16 protein-coding genes and 2 tRNA genes are annotated in these 19,652 nt (G+C 53.4%); 13 read left to right on the top strand and 5 right to left on the bottom strand.

Features of this window, described 5'->3' with window-relative positions; all coding sequences use genetic code 11:
- Positions 1-128 precede the first annotated feature (128 nt).
- Positions 129-1,313, bottom strand: a complete 1,185-nt coding sequence (locus BQ5379_RS02800) for a MalY/PatB family protein (RefSeq protein WP_071134032.1) — start codon at positions 1,311-1,313, stop codon at positions 129-131.
- 108 nt (positions 1,314-1,421) lie between these two features.
- On the opposite strand from BQ5379_RS02800, the gene BQ5379_RS02795 reads away from it, so the two are divergent.
- Both BQ5379_RS02795 and BQ5379_RS02790 read left to right on the top strand, forming a co-directional pair.
- Positions 1,422-2,531, top strand: coding sequence for a pseudouridine synthase (locus BQ5379_RS02795; RefSeq protein WP_071134031.1), 1,110 nt, complete (start codon positions 1,422-1,424; stop codon positions 2,529-2,531).
- 170 nt (positions 2,532-2,701) lie between these two features.
- A tRNA-Lys gene (locus BQ5379_RS02790) sits at positions 2,702-2,774 on the top strand.
- Positions 2,775-3,171: 397 nt separating this feature from the next.
- Here the strand turns inward: BQ5379_RS02790 and BQ5379_RS02785 are convergent.
- Complete coding sequence (locus BQ5379_RS02785) at positions 3,172-4,242, bottom strand: DUF3089 domain-containing protein (RefSeq protein ID WP_071134030.1); 1,071 nt, start codon at positions 4,240-4,242, stop codon at positions 3,172-3,174.
- Positions 4,243-5,085: 843 nt separating this feature from the next.
- Here BQ5379_RS02785 and BQ5379_RS02780 point away from each other — a divergent pair.
- Positions 5,086-6,027 (top strand): DMT family transporter, encoded by a 942-nt coding sequence (locus tag BQ5379_RS02780; protein WP_071134029.1) that lies wholly within the window; start codon positions 5,086-5,088, stop codon positions 6,025-6,027.
- Positions 6,028-6,891: 864 nt separating this feature from the next.
- Here BQ5379_RS02780 and BQ5379_RS02775 read toward each other — a convergent pair.
- The gene (locus BQ5379_RS02775) at positions 6,892-7,389 is read right to left on the bottom strand and encodes a DNA-deoxyinosine glycosylase (protein ID WP_071134028.1); all 498 of its coding nucleotides are present in this window, start codon (positions 7,387-7,389) and stop codon (positions 6,892-6,894) included.
- Positions 7,390-7,426: 37 nt separating this feature from the next.
- Between BQ5379_RS02775 and BQ5379_RS02770 the strand changes: the two genes are divergently transcribed.
- Both BQ5379_RS02770 and BQ5379_RS02765 read left to right on the top strand, forming a co-directional pair.
- Positions 7,427-9,655, top strand: a complete 2,229-nt coding sequence (locus BQ5379_RS02770; protein ID WP_071134027.1) for a heavy metal translocating P-type ATPase — start codon at positions 7,427-7,429, stop codon at positions 9,653-9,655.
- A gap of 27 nt (positions 9,656-9,682) precedes the next feature.
- Complete coding sequence (locus BQ5379_RS02765) at positions 9,683-9,895, top strand: heavy-metal-associated domain-containing protein (protein ID WP_071134026.1); 213 nt, start codon at positions 9,683-9,685, stop codon at positions 9,893-9,895.
- 707 nt (positions 9,896-10,602) lie between these two features.
- Here BQ5379_RS02765 and BQ5379_RS02760 read toward each other — a convergent pair.
- Positions 10,603-10,959, bottom strand: a complete 357-nt coding sequence (locus tag BQ5379_RS02760; RefSeq protein WP_071134025.1) for a DUF1622 domain-containing protein — start codon at positions 10,957-10,959, stop codon at positions 10,603-10,605.
- A gap of 82 nt (positions 10,960-11,041) precedes the next feature.
- Here BQ5379_RS02760 and BQ5379_RS02755 point away from each other — a divergent pair, with 82 nt between their 5' ends.
- On the top strand, positions 11,042-11,452 hold the full coding sequence (locus tag BQ5379_RS02755; protein WP_071134024.1) for a secondary thiamine-phosphate synthase enzyme YjbQ: 411 nt from the start codon (positions 11,042-11,044) through the stop codon (positions 11,450-11,452).
- On the opposite strand, the gene BQ5379_RS02750 is transcribed toward BQ5379_RS02755, so the two are convergent.
- Positions 11,442-12,572: a glycosyltransferase family 4 protein gene (locus BQ5379_RS02750; protein ID WP_071134023.1), complete on the bottom strand. Its 1,131-nt coding sequence runs from the start codon at positions 12,570-12,572 to the stop codon at positions 11,442-11,444. The genes BQ5379_RS02755 and BQ5379_RS02750 overlap by 11 nt on opposite strands.
- Positions 12,573-12,633: 61 nt before the next feature.
- Here BQ5379_RS02750 and BQ5379_RS02745 point away from each other — a divergent pair, with 61 nt between their 5' ends.
- From BQ5379_RS02745 to BQ5379_RS02715, 7 genes are all read left to right on the top strand, one after another.
- On the top strand, positions 12,634-13,101 hold the full coding sequence (locus tag BQ5379_RS02745; RefSeq protein WP_162841066.1) for a GNAT family N-acetyltransferase: 468 nt from the start codon (positions 12,634-12,636) through the stop codon (positions 13,099-13,101).
- A gap of 43 nt (positions 13,102-13,144) precedes the next feature.
- A complete protein-coding gene (locus tag BQ5379_RS02740; RefSeq protein ID WP_071134022.1) occupies positions 13,145-13,735 on the top strand; it encodes a manganese efflux pump MntP in 591 nt (196 codons plus the stop codon).
- A 39-nt stretch (positions 13,736-13,774) separates the two neighbouring features.
- On the top strand, positions 13,775-14,812 hold the full coding sequence (locus BQ5379_RS02735) for an endonuclease/exonuclease/phosphatase family protein (RefSeq protein WP_071134021.1): 1,038 nt from the start codon (positions 13,775-13,777) through the stop codon (positions 14,810-14,812).
- A 231-nt stretch (positions 14,813-15,043) separates the two neighbouring features.
- A tRNA-Asp gene (locus tag BQ5379_RS02730) sits at positions 15,044-15,117 on the top strand.
- 706 nt (positions 15,118-15,823) lie between these two features.
- A complete protein-coding gene (locus tag BQ5379_RS02725; RefSeq protein ID WP_071134020.1) occupies positions 15,824-16,477 on the top strand; it encodes a recombinase family protein in 654 nt (217 codons plus the stop codon).
- 812 nt (positions 16,478-17,289) lie between these two features.
- Positions 17,290-18,579 (top strand): DUF3575 domain-containing protein, encoded by a 1,290-nt coding sequence (locus tag BQ5379_RS02720; protein WP_071134019.1) that lies wholly within the window; start codon positions 17,290-17,292, stop codon positions 18,577-18,579.
- A gap of 26 nt (positions 18,580-18,605) precedes the next feature.
- Positions 18,606-19,610 (top strand): DUF5119 domain-containing protein, encoded by a 1,005-nt coding sequence (locus BQ5379_RS02715; protein ID WP_317039294.1) that lies wholly within the window; start codon positions 18,606-18,608, stop codon positions 19,608-19,610.
- Positions 19,611-19,652 lie beyond the last annotated feature (42 nt).

Raw genomic sequence — 19,652 nt, 5'->3', positions numbered from 1 at the left:
TGTATAGACGTTTTAGGTGCTGATTTTGGATCTCTGTTGGTAATAATTACAGGGATTATAAGACAAAAATAAGCCGTACCGGTCGAAATCGGTACGGCTCGGAAGTAATTTTATGTAAAAATTCGCGTTTACAAACCGTGTTTGCGGACGGCTTCGAGCAGTTGGTTCATGGCGCGTTGCAACACTGACCGCGGAGTGCCGATGTTCAGACGCTGGAATCCGGTTCCTTCGATGCCGTAAACTGATCCGTCGCCAAGACCGAGGCCGGCTTCCTGAACCAGGAAACGGTTCAGTTCCTCCTGAGTCATGCCCCATTTGCGGAAGTCGAGCCACATGAGGAAAGTTGCCTCGGGTTTGTAGCAGTGTACCGAGGGGATGTTGGCGGTCATGAAGTCGTACACGAAATCGACGTTGCCCTGCAGGTATTCGAGCAGCTGGCGCATCCATTCGTCGCCTTGTTCGTAGGCGGTCTTCAAGGCTACCGATCCGAAGATGTTGCCGTTTTCGATATGGATTTTGTCGACTTCGGCCTGGTAGGCGGCGTGGCGTTCGGGGCTGGGGATGATGGCTGCGGCGGTCGAGAAACCGGCTACGTTGAAACTTTTGCTGGGGGCAATCAGCGTGATGGTGCGGTTGGCCAGATCTTCGGTGAGCGAGGCGATGTGGATGTGCTCGTGCGGTTGGAAGATGAAGTCGCAGTGTATCTCGTCCGAAATAATGGTCACATCGTGCTTCTTACACAGTTCGCCGATCTTCAGCAGCTCTTCGCGGGTGAAGACTCGCCCCGTGGGGTTGTGGGGGTTGCAGAGGATGAAGGCTTTGGCCTGTGCCAGTTTCTGATCCAGATCATCGAAGTCGATCCGGTATTCACCGGTGGCGGGGTCCTGGATCAGCGGGTTGTTGAGCACCGTGCGGTGGTTGTAGCGGATGGTGTTGCCGAAGGGATGATAGACCGGCGGTTGGATCACTACCCCATCGCCCTCTTTGGTGCAGCTCAGCATGCCGAAGGTCACGCCGGCTACTACGCCGGGCGAGAAGGCAATCCACGAGGTGTCGATATCCCAGCCGCTGTGGCGGTAGACCCAGCCGCGGATGGCGTCGAAGTAGCATTGCGGGCGGAACGTGTAGCCGAAGATCGGATGTTTCATCCGGCGTTCCATCGCTTCGACAATGAAGTCGGCCGTTGCGAAGTCCATGTCTGCGATCCAGAGCGGGATCACCTGATCGGTGCCGAAGACGGATTTCATGTCTTCGTATTTCTCACAATCGGTCCCGATCCGGTCGATGTATGTGTCGAAGTCGTATTCTTTCATGGGGTGAATTTTTTAAAAGTTGCGCAAATTTAGAAAATAAGGGGTACCTTTGCAACGTTTTTCATTAAATGTGCCTAAATTTTAACAATCAGGCGATAACGTACAATCATGGATAATCAGGATTCCAACAAGAAGCGCCCATTTGGTCGGGATGAACGTAGTGGTCGCTCGTTTTTCCGGATCCGCCGCGAAGGCGCCATCCGCAGTGAAGAAAACCGCCGGGATGCGGCCGAGGAGGCCAATGCTCGACCCGGTTACAAGAAATCGTATGCTCCCCGTGTCGCTTCCGACGAACGGCGACGGGATGAGCGTCCGTCACATGCCGGTCGTCGCGATGAACGTCCGGTGCAGGGCGGTAAAAAGCGTTTTGACCGTGGCGATGAGCGCGGATCTCGTCGCGAGGGTTACTCTCAGCGTTTCGACAAGCGCGATGGTGAACGTCCTGCCTTTGCTAAACGTGACCGCAAGTTCCGTACCGAAGAGGCTGCTCCGGTGATGCCCGAAGAGATGCGTCTGAACCGTTTTATTGCCATGTCGGGCGTGTGTTCGCGTCGCGAAGCCGATCAACTGATCGCAGCGGGCGAGGTGACGGTCAACGGGGTGATGGTCGATCAGCTCGGGGCGAAAATTCACCCGGGTCGCGACGAAGTGCGGTTGAACGGTGAACTGCTCAAAGGGGAAAAGAAAGTTTATATCCTGCTCAATAAGCCGAAGGGTTACGTTACTACGCTCGAAGACCCGCATGCCGATCGCACGGTGATTGACCTGCTGAAAGGCGAATGCAAGGAGCGTGTCTATCCGGTCGGGCGGTTGGATAAGAATACCACCGGTGTCCTGTTGCTGACCAACGACGGCAACCTGACCAAGGAATTGACTCACCCGAGTTTTTCGAAAAAGAAGATTTACCACGTGTTCCTCGACAAGCCTTGCACGGAAGAGGTGCTGGATCAGTTGGTTACCGGAATCGAGCTGGAAGACGGACCGATCTATGCCGATGAGGTAAGTTTTGTGGACGGTAACCCGCGTGAAGTGGGGGTCGAGCTACACTCCGGACGAAATCGTATCGTACGCCGCATGTTTGAGGCGGTCGGGTACGAGGTGGTCAAGCTGGACCGTGTCTATTTTGCAGGCCTGACCAAGATGGGACTGCGTCGCGGTTTCTGGCGTTACCTGACACCGCGTGAGGTGGCGGCTCTCAAGTCGGGAGCTTACGAATAGCGGATCGTTGCATTGAAATGCTAAAGTGATAATCGGTTGGTTTTCATCGGAGTCGATGCGCCAGCCGATTTTTTCTTTTGAAAAATTTTCGATAATATTTGGAAAAACGGAAAGGAAAGCATACCTTTGCACCGCAATTGAAGGGAACAGTTGCTCTAATGTAAGAGGATGATTCCGTAGCTCAGTTGGTAGAGCACAACACTTTTAATGTTGGGGTCCTGGGTTCGAGCCCCAGCGGGATCACGCAAAAAAGAGGCAGTCTTATGATTGCCTCTTTTTTGTTTTTGCGCTACTGGAAGTACTTTATCGTTTCCGGACACTTCAGATAGCATTTCCCTTAACAAAGACAGTAACAGGCGATGCAGAGCATCGCACGCTCCGCCGCGAGCACGCGGCCGCCGCCCGCGCAGGGCAGTCAGAGAACGGTTTATCTGAGAACAAATCCCGCTCAAAGAGAAACGAACAATTCGGCCGCTGGGCAAATCGTTCGTTTCTCTCTTAAAGCGTTCGCGGGCTTTTCTAAATACATTGCTGTTCTTCGCGGACAGTCCGGAACTGCCCTCACGCCGGGCGGGCGGTGGCTTCGGCCACTCCGTCAGAGGGGTATTGCCTCGAATAGATGTAATACCACAAGTTAATCTTATCGGGCTGTTGAAGACATCCCTATCCCTATCTCTTGTTTCTGGTGGTTATAGAGAGTTGCGGTACGTCCAAAATAGGTTGTAGCACGTTGCTTTACGTTCTGTTGCAGGTTGCGGTAAAAGAAGTTGAGCTCTACCACGTGATAATTGCCCGGCGGAAACAGATCGGCCAATGACGGTACGTAATATTTCATCGGGTCAGCGCCTGATACGATCAGTGCTTGCGTTGCCGTATCCAAACGAGCCGAAAGTACATGTTGCTCTTCGGACGTAATGGTGCCGTCGGAGGACATGAACACGGAACCAAGATGGTCGCTCGCAGGTGCTGTGACGGTGTCGGTGCGCCAGTTGAGCGGGTTGATGGCTGCCCGACTGCCCGACAACAATGGAGGCAGCCGGTCGGGAGCCGATACGGAGTTGAACGTAACGAACACACCGGTGCTCCCCGCATCCGTGGCAGGAACCATATAGGGTGAAACGTCTGTCGTTCGGACCGGGTAACCCAGTGGATAGGCCGCAATCATGCGGTGATAGGTTTCGTCCGTCATTTCGCGTTTGAGCAGTTCGATCACGGCCTTGCCGCCCTGGCTGTGTCCCGCCAGAATGAAAGGACGTCCCTGGTTAAGGTGTTCTAGAAAGTAGTGGAAAGCGGCCTGAATATCGTCGTATGCGAGTTGAAAGCGTGACTCGATCACGCTGTCGCTCTCCATCCATGATTCGAGGGTGATTTGGCGGTAGTATGGAGCGAAAAAGTTAGCCTCGTCGGCAAAGATACCGCGTGCCAGATGGAGCGGACCGGAAACCTGCTGGCGGTGTGAAACGTTGTGGACATCCATGTAGTGGCATACGTTTCCTGTTTCGTCGGTCCAGTCGAATACGCATGTCGGAACGATGTAGAACACATCGTATTTTTTAGTGGGGTCGATGCTCTCGCCTTCGAACCAGTTCTCGGCCGAGGCGTAGTCCGGAGCTGTCGGGGTGGGGTGAGGTTGCGGGTTGGCGTGTCGACAACCGGTCAGTATGATCACATAGGTGATGGACCAAACGATCAACAGGAGGTTACGTTTCATAAGCGGATGATATAATCGGCACAAATGTACTTAAAATTGTTTGGGCTGTGCGTGTCGCGAACAGGTGATGCTCCCTGGGGGAGAATGCCCGAGAAGCGTATGTCTTGGATGAGGGTGTTTTGTGTCTTTGATCTTAGGGCAGTACCCTTCCCTCATCGCTCCGCCGCGAGCACGCGGCCGCCGCCCGCGCAGGGCAGTCGGAGAACGGTTTATCTGAGAATAAATCTCGCTTAAAGAGCAACGAATGATTCGTGCAACGACGAATCATTCGTTGCTCTCTTTATTGCCTTCGTGGACTTTTTGAAGCAACATTGCGCACAGTACGGAACTGCCCTCACGCCGGGCGGGCGGTGCCTTCGGGCACTCCGAATGAATGGTTTATAACGATACATGCGATACATAGTATCGCACGCTCCGCCGCGAGCACGCGGCCGCCGCCCGCGCAGGGCAGTCGGAGAACGGTTTATCTGAGAATAAATCCCGCTTATAGAGCAACGAACGATTTGCCCAACGGCCGAATCGTTCGTTGCTCTCGTTTTTCCGTATTCGCGGGCTTTTTGCATACAGTATCGAGAGCAGTACGGAACTGCCCTCACGCCGGGCAGGCGGTGGCTTCGGCCACACCGAATGAATGGTATTACTTCGAATGAATGTCATACCCAAGTTTATGTAATACGGCTGATTGAGGCTCACACCTATTTTCTTGACTTTCTGTGTCGCGCAAAAAGGACAGTCGAGGATGGTCCCCATGTGAATTATGCGCTTTTTGAGTCAAATATGCTTCTGTGGGGAGGGGATAACCGTGCCAAGGCTTATCTTTGCGCCCGAAAATCCGCAAGAACCATGAACAATAAGACCAAAGGATACATTTATGGGGCCGTGGCTGCCGCCACCTATGGGATGAACCCTCTATTTGCCCTCCCTCTGTATCAGGATGGGATGGATGCCGATTCTGTTCTCTTTTTCCGTTATCTGTTGGCTATTCCGATCCTGTGGGCGATGATTCGTTGGCGAGGCCGTGACTTCCGGTTGACTCGGCGTGAATTGCCGGCACTGGTTGTACTTGGTTTGCTGATGGCCTGTTCGTCGCTGACACTCTTTCTGAGTTATACCTATATGGCGGCCGGGATTGCCTCTACCCTGCTCTTCGTCTATCCGATTTTGGTGGCGCTCATCATGGCGATTTTTTTCAAGGAGAAGATCTCGCTGTTGACGGTCATGTGTATTGCTCTGGCGTTGGTCGGTATTGCCATGCTGTACAAAGGTGACGGGGATGCGACGCTCAGTCTGGCCGGAGTGGCGCTGGTGATGGCTTCGTCGCTCTCTTATGCCATTTATATGGTTGGGGTCAATTTGCCGCGGGTGCGAGAAGTTCCTACCGTTAAATTGACATTTTACGCCCTGTTATTCGGGTTTTCCGTCTTTGTGGTGCGGGTTGGAGTAGGTTCCGGGCTCTGCGTACCGGCACACTGGTACCATTGGCTGAATCTGGTCGCCCTGGCTGTATTGCCGACAGTCGTGTCGTTCGTATCGACCACCATTGCCATTCAATATATCGGATCGACGCCGACGGCCATTCTAGGTGCTTTGGAGCCTCTGACGGCTGTATTTTTCGGAGTGATGATTTTTGGCGAAGCGCTTACGCCTCGTATTGTCGGGGGGATTGTGTTGATTGTTGTAGCTGTGACCATGATTATTGCCGGTGGACGGATTGGTGCGTATCTGCTCCGTTTCCGGAAGTTGTTTCCCAAACTGCCGCGAATTCGTAAAAAACGGGCAGCCTAACATTGGGGTGTGTTGGAATTCATATCATGTAACGGGGTGTTATCTTTATTGTTCTGCTGCGGGCACTCCGACAGAGTGGTTTCTAACGCATAAGCGATACGTAGTATCGCATGCTCCGCCGCGAGCACGCGGTCGCCGCCCGCGCAGGGCAGTCAGAGAACGGTTTATCTGAGAACAAATCCCGCTCAAAGAGAAACGAACGATTCGGCCGCTGGGCAAATCGTTCGTTTCTCTCTTAAAGCGTTCGCGGGCTTTTCTAAATACATTGCTGTTCTTCGCGGACAGTACGGAACTGCCCTCACGCCGGGCGGGCGATGCCTTCGGGCACCCCGAATGAGGAGTTTCTAACGCCACAAGCGATACGCAGTATCGCCTGCTCCACCGCGAGCACGCGGGGCCCGCGCGGCAGCGCAGTCGAAGAACTTGGCGCGGGAGCATATCGGTCGGTTCACCGTGAGGCAAACCGTCCGATCCATCCCCCGATCAAAAGAACCGTACGGAACTGCCCTCACGCCGGGCAGGCGGTGCCTTCGGGCACTCCGAATGAGGAGTTTCTAACGATACAAGCGATACGTAGTATCGCCTGCTCCACCGCGAGCACGCGGGGCCCGCGCGGCAGCGCAGTCGAAGAACGTGGCCCGGGAGCACATCGGACGGTTCGCCGTGAAGCAAACCGAACGATTCATCCTCCGATCAAAAGAACCGTACGGAACTACCCTCACGCCGGGCGGGCGGTGACTTCGGCCACCCCGTCAGAGTGGTATTACCTCAAAATAAACAGAATACGAAAGTTTTCGTACTCCGGCGGTGGTGGTTCGCTGATTTCTTGTGTCTGCAAATAGTCTGGCGTAGCGTAAAATGGCTCTAAAAACGTGTTTTGAGTACTGACCATGCGGCGAGTTTGCGCTCGTAGGACCACGAAGCGTTGGCCGGACTGGTCGAGGGCATCACCAACACTTCCCTACCCTCCAATGTTTTCATTCCGATGTGTCGTTTAAAGAGCTTGTGGGCCGGAGTGCCGTTGAACACGACGGTCTGGATGGAGGGGTGACTGTCGAGCAGAGCGACAATGTCGTTCGGAACCTCGTCCAAAATGTTGCTGTCCAGGCTACCCACGCGCCGGCAACTGTGGCAAACGTCCCATAGTGCCATGCCGCCGCGGCGTATCATTTCCAGTCGCTCTTCGTAAACGTCAGGCACCGTGTCGTGATCGGCCAGTGCTGCAATGATTCTCCAGAAAGCGTTATGCGGGAAACCGTAATACTCCTGTTTGCGCAGCGACGCCACGCCCGGCATGGTGCCGAGGATCAGGATGCGGCTGGCTGGTGTAACGACCGGGTCGAAACTGTGCAGAATTTCCATAAATTTGTCCGGGGTTATCTTTGCCCTTCACGAAGTTATGAAAAATGTTGAAAAACGAACCATCCCGGTGCTGGAGATGAGTTGCGCCGTCTGTGCGGCCAATGTGGAGAGCACCGTCCGGGGGCTCGAAGGGGTGCAGGCGGCAAATGTCAATTTTGCGGCCGGGACCCTGCAGGTCGAGTACGATCCGGCGGTGATTACCCCCGCCGTGATGCAGCAGGCCGTGCAGGCTGCCGGTTACGATTTGATCGTCGAAGAGGAGAATGTCGCTGAGCGTCAGGAGCAGGAACAACGCAAGCATTACCGTTCGCTCCTGCGGCGAACCATCGTGGCCTGGGGACTTTGCGTACCGCTGATGTTGTGCGGCATGGTGTGGATGCACGAGGCGTGGTCACCGTGGGTGCAGCTGGTGCTGACGCTGCCCGTACTGCTGTTTTCGGGGCGCAGTTTCTATCTTACCGGTTGGCGGCAGGCCCGACACGGCAAAGCCAATATGGATACGCTCGTGGCACTCAGTACCTCGATCGCTTTTCTTTTCAGTCTGTTCAATACCCTCTTCCCGCAGGTGTGGTCTGAACGGGGGCTCGAACCGCATGTCTATTACGAGGCGGCATCGATGATCGTAGCCTTTGTGTTGTTGGGCAAGACGCTCGAAGAACGGGCCAAGGGCAGTACCTCGTCGGCCATTCGCAAGTTGATGGGGTTGCAACCCAAGACGGCACGTCTGGTGGAAGCGGACGGTACGGAACGTGAGGTTCCGATTGCACAGTTGCGCCCCGGCAATCGTGTAGGGGTGCGTCCCGGTGAGCGAATCCCGGTGGACGGTGTGTTGATCGAGGGTGCCTCGTATGTGGATGAGAGCATGATTAGCGGGGAACCGTTACCTGTGGGGAAATCCTCCGGAGATCGCGTGTTGGCCGGAACCATCAACCAGAAGGGGGCCTTTGTGCTCGAAGCTCAGGCTGTGGGGATGGCGACGGTATTGGCTCGTATTGTCGAAATGGTGCAGCAGGCGCAGGGAAGCAAGGCTCCTGTTCAGCGTATTGTGGACCGGGTGAGTGCGGTCTTTGTTCCGACGGTGATTGGGCTGTCGTTGGTGACGTTCGTCGTGTGGATGGCAATCGGTGGCACGGCGGTGTTGACCAGTGCCCTGCTTTCGGCTGTTTCGGTGTTGGTGATCGCCTGTCCGTGTGCGTTGGGGCTGGCCACGCCCACGGCCCTGATGGTCGGTATCGGCAAGGCGGCCGAACGGCATATTCTGATTAAGGATGCTTATGCATTGGAGAATCTTTGCCACGTCGATACGGTGGTGCTCGATAAAACGGGGACACTGACCGAAGGGCGTCCGACGGTTACGAATTGGCTGTGGCTGGTTCCGGATTCGGAACGGCCGTCAGCACAGGCCGTTTTACTGGCTGCCGAACACCGGTCGGAGCATCCGTTAGCGACGGCTGTGGTACGGGCGTTGGAAAGTGAAAGCGTACAGGTTATGACAGCGGAACTCAGTACGTTTCGCAGTGTGACGGGTCGGGGACTCGAAGTCGAAAGTGGTGGGGCAACCTATTGGGTGGGTAGTCGGGCGTTGGCCGAAGAACGGCTTTCTGCACTGCCGGCCGGAGCGACGGGACAGGCTGAACGGTGGCAGGAGGCTGGAATGAGCGTGATTTGGTACGGGCGAGATGGTGAACTGGTGGCTGTGGCGGCTATTTCCGATCCGGTCAAACGAACTTCGATTGAGGCGGTGCGCACATTGAAATGGATGGGTATTGAGGTGCATATGCTGACGGGAGACGGGCGCAAAACGGCTGCCGCTGTTGCACGTGAGTTGGGAATCGACCATTTTGAGGCCGAAGTGTTGCCCGGCGACAAGGAGGAGTATGTGAAACGGTTGCAGACGGCAGGTGCGCGGGTGGCGATGGTGGGCGACGGTATCAACGATTCACAGGCGCTGGCTCGTGCCGAGGTGAGCGTGGCGATGGGACAAGGAACCGATATTGCGATGGATGTGGCCATGGTGACGTTGATGACCTCCGATTTGACGTTGTTGCCCACGGCCATCACGCTGTCGCATCGGACGGTACGGCTGATCCGGCAAAATCTCTTTTGGGCCTTTATTTACAATGTGATCGGGATTCCGATTGCGGCAGGTGTGCTCTTCCCTGCTTACGGGGTGTTGCTCGACCCGATGTGGGCCAGTGCGGCCATGGCTTTCAGTTCGGTATCGGTGGTGACCAACAGCCTGCGGCTCAAATGGCGTAAATCTTAGTGTTTGACAGTTAAAACAAAATGAAAAATGGCTACTTGTAAATTCAAAACCAATGCGAAATGTGGCGGCTGCTCGGCGAAGATCGGGGCGGCGCTGGAACAGAACGGGGTATCGGCCGGCAGTTGGTCGGTGGATCTCAGTGTGCCGGAAAGGGTGCTGACGGTAGAGAGTTCGCTCACTCCGGACCAGATCGTACGTATTGTGACCGAGGCGGGTTTCAAGGCTGAGGAGATACGTTAGTCACGGCTTATGGGGGCGGGTGGGAACATGTATATTGTGCTCATAGAAAGCCTGTAATACATTGACTTTCGGCTTACGTTTATTTGAGGTAATACCCCTCTGACGGAGTGCCCGCGGCACCGCCTGCCCGGCGTGAGGGCAGTTCTGGACTGTCCTCGATACCCGTGTTCTCAAAAGCCCGCGAAATGCGAAAGAGAGAGAAGAACGATTCGCGCAACGGCGAATCGTTCTTCTCTCTTTGAGCGGGTTTTATTCTCGGAGAAAACCGTTCTCCGACTGCCCTGCGCGGGCGGCGTCCGCGTGCTCGCGGCGGAGCGGGCGATACTGCGTATCGCTTGTATCGTTAGAAACTCCTTATTCAGAGTGCCCGCGGCACCGCCCGCCCGGCGTGAGGGCGGTTCCGTACGGTTCGCGATGCTGTGCTTCAAAAGCCCGCGAATACGAAAAAGAGAGAAACGAACGATTTGCTTAGCGGCGAATCGTTCGTTTCTCTTTGAGCAGGCTCTATTTTTCAGATAAAATCGTTCTCCGACTGCCCTGCGCGGGCGGCGTCCGCGTGCTCGCGGCGGAGCTTGCGATACTACGTATCGCTTATGACGTTAGAAACCACTCTGACGGAGTGCCCGAAGGCACCATGTTCGTAGCGGAGCAATGAGGGATAGTACCTCTAACAGCCGTTGTATGTTATTATTATGGTCTTACCTCCCTTATTCGTTTTGCTGTCCCCGCTCTTCGGTTTGCAGATCGCGGATCTCACGATTTAGGAAAATCGATAATACGGTACGCAATACCACGATCCCGCCTAGTATGGCCAGTTCGTTGAGACCCGGTTCGAGAACGGTTTTCAGAATGTCCGATGCAATCAGAAATTCCAGCCCAAGTAACAGATACGTGCCAAACGAGGCCCGCAGTCGTCGAATGTTCAGCCCCGAGTAACTGCCCGTGGCCCGGCCGATCTCGTTGCGGACAAAGGCAATCGTGGCAACCAAAGTCCCATAGGTGACGATTATCAGACTGATAATGCTGATGCCGGTGGCGATCATGTTGAGGTAATGTGCAATCATGGGGAGTGTCGTTTCTCCGGTAACAGTGCAAGATTTGCGCCAGAGCGGATGCCGGCAGCGATGAATTTGTTACCTTCGGGACATGGTAACACAAACGAGTTTTACGCTGCGTCCGCGGGGACGCGGCTTTCATCTGGTAACCGACGAAGTGTTGGCCCACCTCCCTGCTCTGCCCGATGCGGGACTGCTCCACCTGTTTATCCGCCACACGTCGGCAGCCCTGACGCTGAACGAGAATGCCGATTCGGACGTGCAGATCGATATGGGTACGATTTTCGACCGGCTGGTTCCCGAACGGCAACCTTACTATCGCCATACGCTCGAGGGCGACGACGATATGCCGGCACACGCCAAAACCAGCCTTGTCGGTGCATCGGTCACGATACCGATTACGCGCGGACGTTTGAACCTGGGAACCTGGCAGGGAATCTATTTGTGCGAGTTCCGCAACCGGGCGTCGGGACGGCAGCTTGTGGCGACGATTATCGGTTAAGGGTACGTTCGTAGCTGGCCCACAGGGGCGGAAATAGGGCCTCTTCGCGGAAATTCAACGCATAGCGGTGACCCCGTTCGATCATTTCGCGGCGGAGACTCTCTGAGCTGATCACTCGATCGAGAGCGTTTCGCATCTCGCCGACCGATTGCGGGTCCACGTAGAGCGCAGCGTCGCCACCGGTTTCGGGGAAGACGCCGCCGGCACTGGTGATGACCGGAGTACCGCAGTTGAGTGCCTCCAGAATCGGGATGCCGAATCCTTCGAAAATTGAAGCGTAGACCGAAACAGTCGCCATGTGGTAGATAGCGGGCAGGTCCTCGAAACGGATGTTGTTGCGGAAATAGAGCCGCTCGCCTACCCCGTGCTCGCTGGCATAGGCTTCGATCTGCTCTTTGTAGGGCGTCCAGCGGCCGCATGCGACCAGCGGCAGATCGATAGAACCCTCGACCATGGCCCGGACGGTCAGCATCAGATTCTTACGCGGTTCGACCGTGCCCACGCTTAGGATAAAAGGACCCTGCGGCAAACCGTACCGTTGGCGGACGGTCTCGATGGCAGCCTCGTCGATCGGGTCGTAGAACATCGGGTTGCAACCCTGATAGACGATGTCGATCTTGTCGGGATCGACGTGCCAAAACTCTACCAGGTCGTCGCGCGTCTGGCGACTGATGGCGATGATGCGGTCGGCGATCTCGCAACTGCGTTTGTATTTGTGGACGTACAGTGCCCGGTCGGCCGGTTTGTATAGCTCGGGATACCGGACAAAGATCAGGTCGTGCATCGTCACCACCGACGGTACGCCGCTGCGACGAATGTCGGTCGGCAGTTCGTGGCTCAGACCGTGGAACAGATCGCACCCGGCCTGTTGAACGTCGCGTCCCATGCGGTACGTGCGCCAGAGGCTTCGCAACGGGCCGTGGCAAAAGATGCTCTCCGGCGTGTGTGTCTCGGCATTAGGCGGGAGTACGAAGCCTTGCGTGTTACCCTCTTTGGGCGAGAAGAGTGCGATGGCACAGTCGGGGCGCTGGCGTGCTACCATCTCGACGGTGCTGCGGCTGTAGTTGCCCAGACCGCTGCCGTTAAAAAAAAGCCGTTTGGCATCGTATCCGATTTTCATGGTCACGGGTGCTGATTGTGGGTTTGCGCAAATGTACATCAATAAATCTGTATTTTCGCACATGATGAAGATTGAACTGACATCGGTCGGGGAGGCGGAATATCCGCTGTTGGTTGAGGTGTGGGAGGATTCGGTGCGAGCCACACACGATTTTCTGCGACCGGCCGACCGGGAGTTTTATCGCACACGGATGCCTTTCTATCTGCGCAGCGTTTGTCTGACGGCTGCCCGAACGGCGGACGGTCGTATCGTGGCGTTTTTGGGGACCGACGAGGATCGGATCGAGATGCTGTTCGTTTATTCTGCTTACCGAGGTTGTGGTATCGGGAAACGGCTGATCATCCATGCCGTTCATGCGCTGGGTTGCCGATGCGTGGAGGTCAACGAACAGAATGAACAGGCAGCAGGATTTTATCGACGAATGGGTTTTGTTCCTGTGGGACGTTTGGCCCGCGATGGCGAGGGGATGCCCTATCCGCTGCTGCAACTGGTGTGGCGGCCGGAGGAGGGTTGCGACGCTGCGGAATAATCCCTAAATTAGCGCCTTCAAAATCACGACTTCGCCTCATTCTATGGATTTTATCACTCTTTTCCTGTTTGCTGTCGGTCTCTGTTTCGATTCCTTTGCCGTGTCGCTCTCGTGCGGAATGTCGTGTTGTGCCTGCACGCGGCGCCGCTTGTTTCGTTTTGCGGCTGTGCTGGGTCTCAGTCAGGGGCTGATGCCGCTGATCGGCTGGGCCGTGGCTACCAATTTTCGCACCGTTATCGAAGCCTATGACCATTGGATTGCTTTCGCGCTATTGCTGTTTTTGGGCGGGAAGATGATCTGGGAGTCGTTCGGCGAAGAGGATGACGAACACCTCAAGGGAAACCCCTTCGCACTGGGGCGAAACGTGATGCTTGGTGTGGCAACCAGCATTGATGCCCTGGTAGCCGGTATTGCCATGGCGCTGTTGCCGCTCACGATTATTCCGGTCGAATCGCAGCTGCTCAACATGCTGGCGGCGGTGGTGGTCATCGCGTTGGTGACGCTGGTTTCGTCGCTCACCGGCCTGTATTTGGGGCGGCGCAGCCGGGGACGGCTTGGCGAGCGGGCTGAGTTGATCGGCGGTGTGATTCTGATCCTGATCGGGGTGAAGGTGCTGGTCGAGCACCTCGCGTAATGAATCGAGTGAATTGACTATTTACCCAAACGATATAGCATGAAAAAAGTATGGATGCTGACGGTCGGGCTTTTGGCCGGCCTGATGTGGCAGACGGCGGCGGCACGCGAGATCAAGGTGCTGCAACTCAACATTTGGCAGGAGGGAACGTCGGTTCCTGGCGGCTATGAGTCGATGATTGATGAGATTGCCTATGCCGATGCCGATTTTGTGATGTTGAGCGAGGTGCGTAACTACAACGCTACGCGTCTCTGCGACCGGATGATCGAGTCGCTCCGGGCAAAGGGGCTGACCTACTACTCGTTCAAAAGCAAGGACTCGGGGTTGCTCAGCAAATACCCGATCTCGGACAGTGTTACGATTTTTCCCGAAAAGGATGACCACGGCAGTCTGTACAAACTGGTAGCCACACTGCCCGAGGGACAGCGCGTGAGTGTCTATACGGCTCACCTGGACTATCTGAATTGTGCCTATTATCGGGTGCGGGGATATGACGGAACGACCTGGAAGGAGCTTCCCGGACCGGACACCGATCTGGAGAGCGTGCTGGCCGATAATGTCGCTTCGCAACGCGACGATGCGATCCGGCTCTTTATCGAGGATGCGGCTCGCGATGCGGCTGCAGGGAATTTGATATTTCTGGCGGGCGATTTCAACGAGCCGTCGCACCTGGACTGGACCGAGGCCACGCGCGACAGCGCCGACCATCACGGGATGGTGGTACCCTGGACGGTGACTACGTTGCTCGAAGAGGCTGGCTATGCCGACTCTTACCGGGTGAAGTATCCCAATCCGGTGACCCATCCCGGGTATACCTATCCGGCCGACTGTCCCGGTGCGAAGATGAGCCAGTTGTTGTGGGCCCCAAAGGCGGATGAGCGTGAACGGATCGATTTTATCTTCTATCGCCCGGATCGGCGCCTGAAACTAAAAGATATTGTGATTTTCGGGCCGAAGGGTTCGGTGTGTCGCGGTGAGCGGATGGTCGAAACGTCGAAGGATCCATTCCTGCTTCCTGCGACTGACAACTGGCCGACGGATCACAAAGGAGTGCTGGCCACTTTTCGAGTCAAATAGTTCAACCTGTACGGGGGGCGAAAACGTACTAAGTGGAGTCTGGGTTAATGATTGTATTCAAGAAAGTGACGAACAGTGTGTTGGGGGGGGCTGTGCAAGAGAGTCGGTCGGTTGTGATGGGTTGTTGATCGAATATTTTTTTTGAAAATTTTGTTTTGAGGTTTGCAAGTATGGAGAAAAGCGCTATATTTGCACTCGCAATTCCGGAGCGACGGAGTGCTTTGAAATACTGGTGCGGTAGTTCAGCTGGTTAGAATACCTGCCTGTCACGCAGGGGGTCGCGAGTTCGAGTCTCGTCCGCACCGCTTCTTTACGGAAAGTCCCGATAGATTCACCTATCGGGACTTTTTTTGTTTTCCCCCCTCCAAAGAAGAGGTGATTCCTTGAAGAGTGAACCTGGGAAGTGAGGTTCATAATGATCTGATTGTTTCTCGGCAAATATCCGGATAGCTTTTCTCAGAGGTGTGTTCGCGAAGTATGAACTTGATCGCGAAGATCAAAATGGGCCATAGGCATATCATTAATAATAGTATGAATACGGTTCGCATGTATTGCAATAGTTTGATACCTGTTGAGTGAGTGCTCATGGTGGTGTGCGTTTATGTCATTTTTCAAGATACAAAAAACACAGGACTAAGGGGGCAAAATGGATAGTGGCTCCCGGTCAGGAAATATAGTGTAGTTTTTTTGGGGAGGGGTGCTTTGGCTGTGTGTATTATGATCTTCGGGTCCCTCGCTTCTCTATTTCTTCTTTCTTTATTGCTTTACTTTTGGGATGGGGATTGCGGGTGTGGCATGTATCTCGTTGCAGATTGTAGGTATTATGATGGGGCGGTATCGTGGATCTGACGAGCCTCGGGGTAATTTATCGTCTGCTGGATGACTTATTGCTTTTTGTATTATATTTGATAATAGTGTTATTTGTCGTTATTATAATCCATATAGCTTTGTAAAGGCTGTGGTACGTGGGATTTGAGTTATATTTCCGTCGTATATTTATTGATGTATAATATGGTTGTGGGTTATTTGAGGGTTAGTACGGAACGGCAGAATCTGGCTAACCAGCAGGACGAAATTCAACGCTTTGCGGAGAGTCGAAACATTAAAATAGACGCATGGGTTACGGAGGTCGTCAGTGGCAAAAAGAAGGAAAAGGATCGTAAACTGGGGACTTTGTTGAAGCGAATGCGTAAAGGGGATACTCTGATTGTGACGGAGATCTCCCGTCTGAGTCGAACGTTGACTGATATTATGGCGATTATGGGAAAGTGTCTGAATCGCGAAATCAATCTTTACACGACCAAAGAGGGGTACTCTTTTGATAATACGATTAACAGTAAGGTGCTTTGTTTTGCATTCGGACTTGTGGCTGAAATTGAGCGTAATTTGATTTCGATGCGAACGAAGGAGGCACTGGCTCTCCGTAAGGCTGAAGGGAAAATCCTGGGGCGGCGGAAAGGCAGTTTTACGAAAATGAATGTGTTGATCCAGAATCGTCCGGCTGTGGTGAGGATGTTGAACAACGATAAATCGATTACCGATATATGCCGTCGCTTTGAAGTTTCGCGTGATACCTTTGCAAAATTCCGAGAGATGTACCCTTCTGTCGGTCGGGCGCTGCGAGCCAAGGAGGCGAGACGTATAGCTGGGTTTAAAAAGGATTAGTAATAATGGTATCGCAAAGCGGGAATCCCAAGAGATTCCCGCTTTGCTTTTATATAGGATAGGTATAATGAGTGATGGTAGTTGGTTGTTGTGGCTTGGCGTAGTATGATATTCTTTTGATATGGTGTGTGGTGGATTGGGTGTTGTGCGATTTGTTTCTTTTTGATTCGTGGAGGGATGTGTAATGTTGGGGGTGTTCTGAAATTTTCGATGTCTTTTATCTTTATTTTTTATCTGAAAATCGAAAATTATTTAGTTGTATTTTAAGATTTTAATTTTTTAAAATATGTATGACGTTATATTAGTGATTTATATATAACTGATAATTAGTTTATTAGTGTGACGTTGTTATAAGGACTGTACATCTGTTTCAGTCGAGAGTTGTAGTGTTCTATGATGTGTTGCAATTATAATTTTTATGTAATGTTTTAAATTGTGATATTATAGTGTTATAAATTATATATTAAATTAATAAGTTGATTTATAGTTGTTTATATGATAAGATGCGCTATCTGTTTTTAAGAATATTCTTTTTTGTAGTCTGATAATACGTTGATTAAATCGTTGGTTTACAAATGCTAAGGTAGTAACTGTTGGTGATATATACAAATATTCCTGTATAAAAATTTATTTTACAAATAATTATGTGTGGCCTATCTCATTCTACTATAGGTTTATAACCTGCTTTTTTCATCACTAAAGAATTAACCAACGAATATTCTGCTTAGATTGATCGGTTAAAGTATTTATAAACAAATACTTATTTGGATTTTCTTGGCTGGATTTAACAGTTTATAGAAATATATAGAGACATGAAAAGCCGTCTACTGCTCTTCCTCCTCGCTTTTTGTTGTGAGTGCGCAAGCGCTCAAACGGTCGACACGATCCGTATCTATTTCCGTCGAGGCTACTCTACGCTCGAACCCTCGTTTCGGAATAACCAGCGGACGCTTGATCAGTTGATTGAACGTCTGCGTGCAGCGTTAGCTGGTACCGGACGTTCCGTTTCGTCGTTCCGGATTGAAGGTAACGCATCGCCCGACGGGGCATCCGATGCGAATGAACGTTTGTGTCACAATCGTGTGGCCAATACGCTGGAGTATATCCGCAGCCGGGTTACCCTACCCGACTCTGTGATTAGCTCCAAAGCCAACGGTATCGATTGGGGCGGTTTGGCTCAGCGTGTCGAAGCTGACCCGAATGTTCCGTATGGCGACCAAATCGTGGACATCATTCGCAATACGCCGATCTGGATTTTTGACGACGAAGGTAAAATTATCGATGGTCGTAAAAAGCAGTTGATGGATCTGAAAGGCGGCGTTCCGTATCGCTATATCGAAGAGCACATCTTTCCGGAGTTGCGTAACAGCACCCTTGTGTTGACCTGTACTCTTGCCGATGACAACGATCTGTCGAAGCAATCGGCAACCGGGACTGAGACCGGTATCGACACGAATACCAATGCTAACGACAATGATTCACCATCGAGTGCAGCCCAACGAGCCGCTCAGGGAACCGCTGCAGGGACCTCTTCATTGCAGGCTTCCTCGACTGCCGTGGAGCCTAACCACCGACTGGCTCTGAAGACGAACCTGCTTTACGATGCAATTCTGATGCCGTCACTGGAAATAGAGTATCGTTTCCACGACCGTTGGACGGTGAACCTCGAGGGCGACATGGCCTGGTGGTACAACGACCGCAAACACAAGTACTATCAGGTGGCTACCATCAGCCCCGAAGTACGCTGGTGGTTCGGCCAGAAAGAAAATACCTGGCACGGCCACTATCTCGGTCTGTTCGGCGGTTACACGTGGTACGACCTTGAAAACGGGAAACGCGGCTATCAGGGTGAAGCCGAGATGGTCGGCCTCAGCTACGGCTACATGTTCCCTATCGGACGTCGGCTTTCGCTGGAGGCCGGTATCGGAATCGGATACATGCACAGTAAATACGAGGAATATCAACCCGTATCCTATATGGGTGACACGCATTACGTCTATCAGAAGACCAGTCGCCTGAACTACTTCGGTCCGCTGAAATTGAAACTGGCACTGGCATGGCGTCTGTGGAACACCGACAAGACGAAAGGAGGCGGGAAATGAAGACAGGATTTATCACTATGAAAAACATGTCCACACACGTAGGCGCCGTATGCGCCGCAGCCTTGTTGGTCGGTCTGACCTCCTGCCGCAAGGATTTGTGTTACGATCATACGGCACATGCAGGAAGCGCCAAAGCGCAGGTACAATCCTCCTGGGAGTGCGAATGGGAACGCGATTACGGTCGGAGCTGGCAGGAGAACTGGCCCGACGAGTATCGTCAGGAGTACGAAGATCTGTGTCCCGGTGCTGCCACCGGCATCGCCGCTTTTGTCTACCACGAAGACGGCTCCTCGACCGAGCAGCACCTGCCGGCCGAAGGTGGCGAGCTGCCGATGACTCCGGGTATCAAGAAGTTGTTGTTTTACAACGACGATACGCACTACATCGTATTCAATGATTTGAATTCGTGGGCGACGGCTGCCGCAACGACCCGTACTCGTACGCGCGTCACCTACAGCGAGACCCATGCCGACGAACAGACCATCAACACGCCTGACATGCTTTACGGCGAGTGGATCGAGGAACATGAGGCCAAACAGACCGTCGAGCCCACTGCCCTTCCGATTACGATGCGTCCGCTGGTATATACCTATCTGGTTCGGTACGAGTTTGACGAAGGAGCCGAGCATGTCGCTTTGGCTCGTGGGGCACTCTCGGGGATGGCTCAGGCGGTGTATCTGCAGGACGGACACACCAGTGACGAGGTGGCTACGTTGCTCTACGACTGCGAACTGACGGACTATGGTGTCGAAGCCCAGGTGACATCGTTTGGTGTACCGAGCACCTCGTCGGGTGAATATACGACTCGCGCCGATGCGCGTTTCGGGTTGAACCTGGAGGTGATGCTGGCCAACGGAACGATGAAGACTTTCGATTTCGATGTGACCGATCAGTTGGCCGACCAGCCCCGCGGTGGTGTGATTACGGTCAGCGGCTTGAAAATCACGGATGAAGAGGCTTCCGTGAACGGCGGTTTCGAGGTGGATATTGACGGGTGGGGCGATTATGAAGATATTGAATTGCCTTTATAGCAGTCGAAAATAGATGTCGAAATACTCACAAACACACTAAAT

The sequence above is a fragment of the Millionella massiliensis genome, from assembly GCF_900104655.1.
Taxonomy (GTDB): domain Bacteria; phylum Bacteroidota; class Bacteroidia; order Bacteroidales; family Rikenellaceae; genus Rikenella; species Rikenella massiliensis.
The sequence above is the reverse complement of the archived record's forward strand: the minus strand, read 5'-3'. Positions and strand labels throughout refer to the sequence as shown.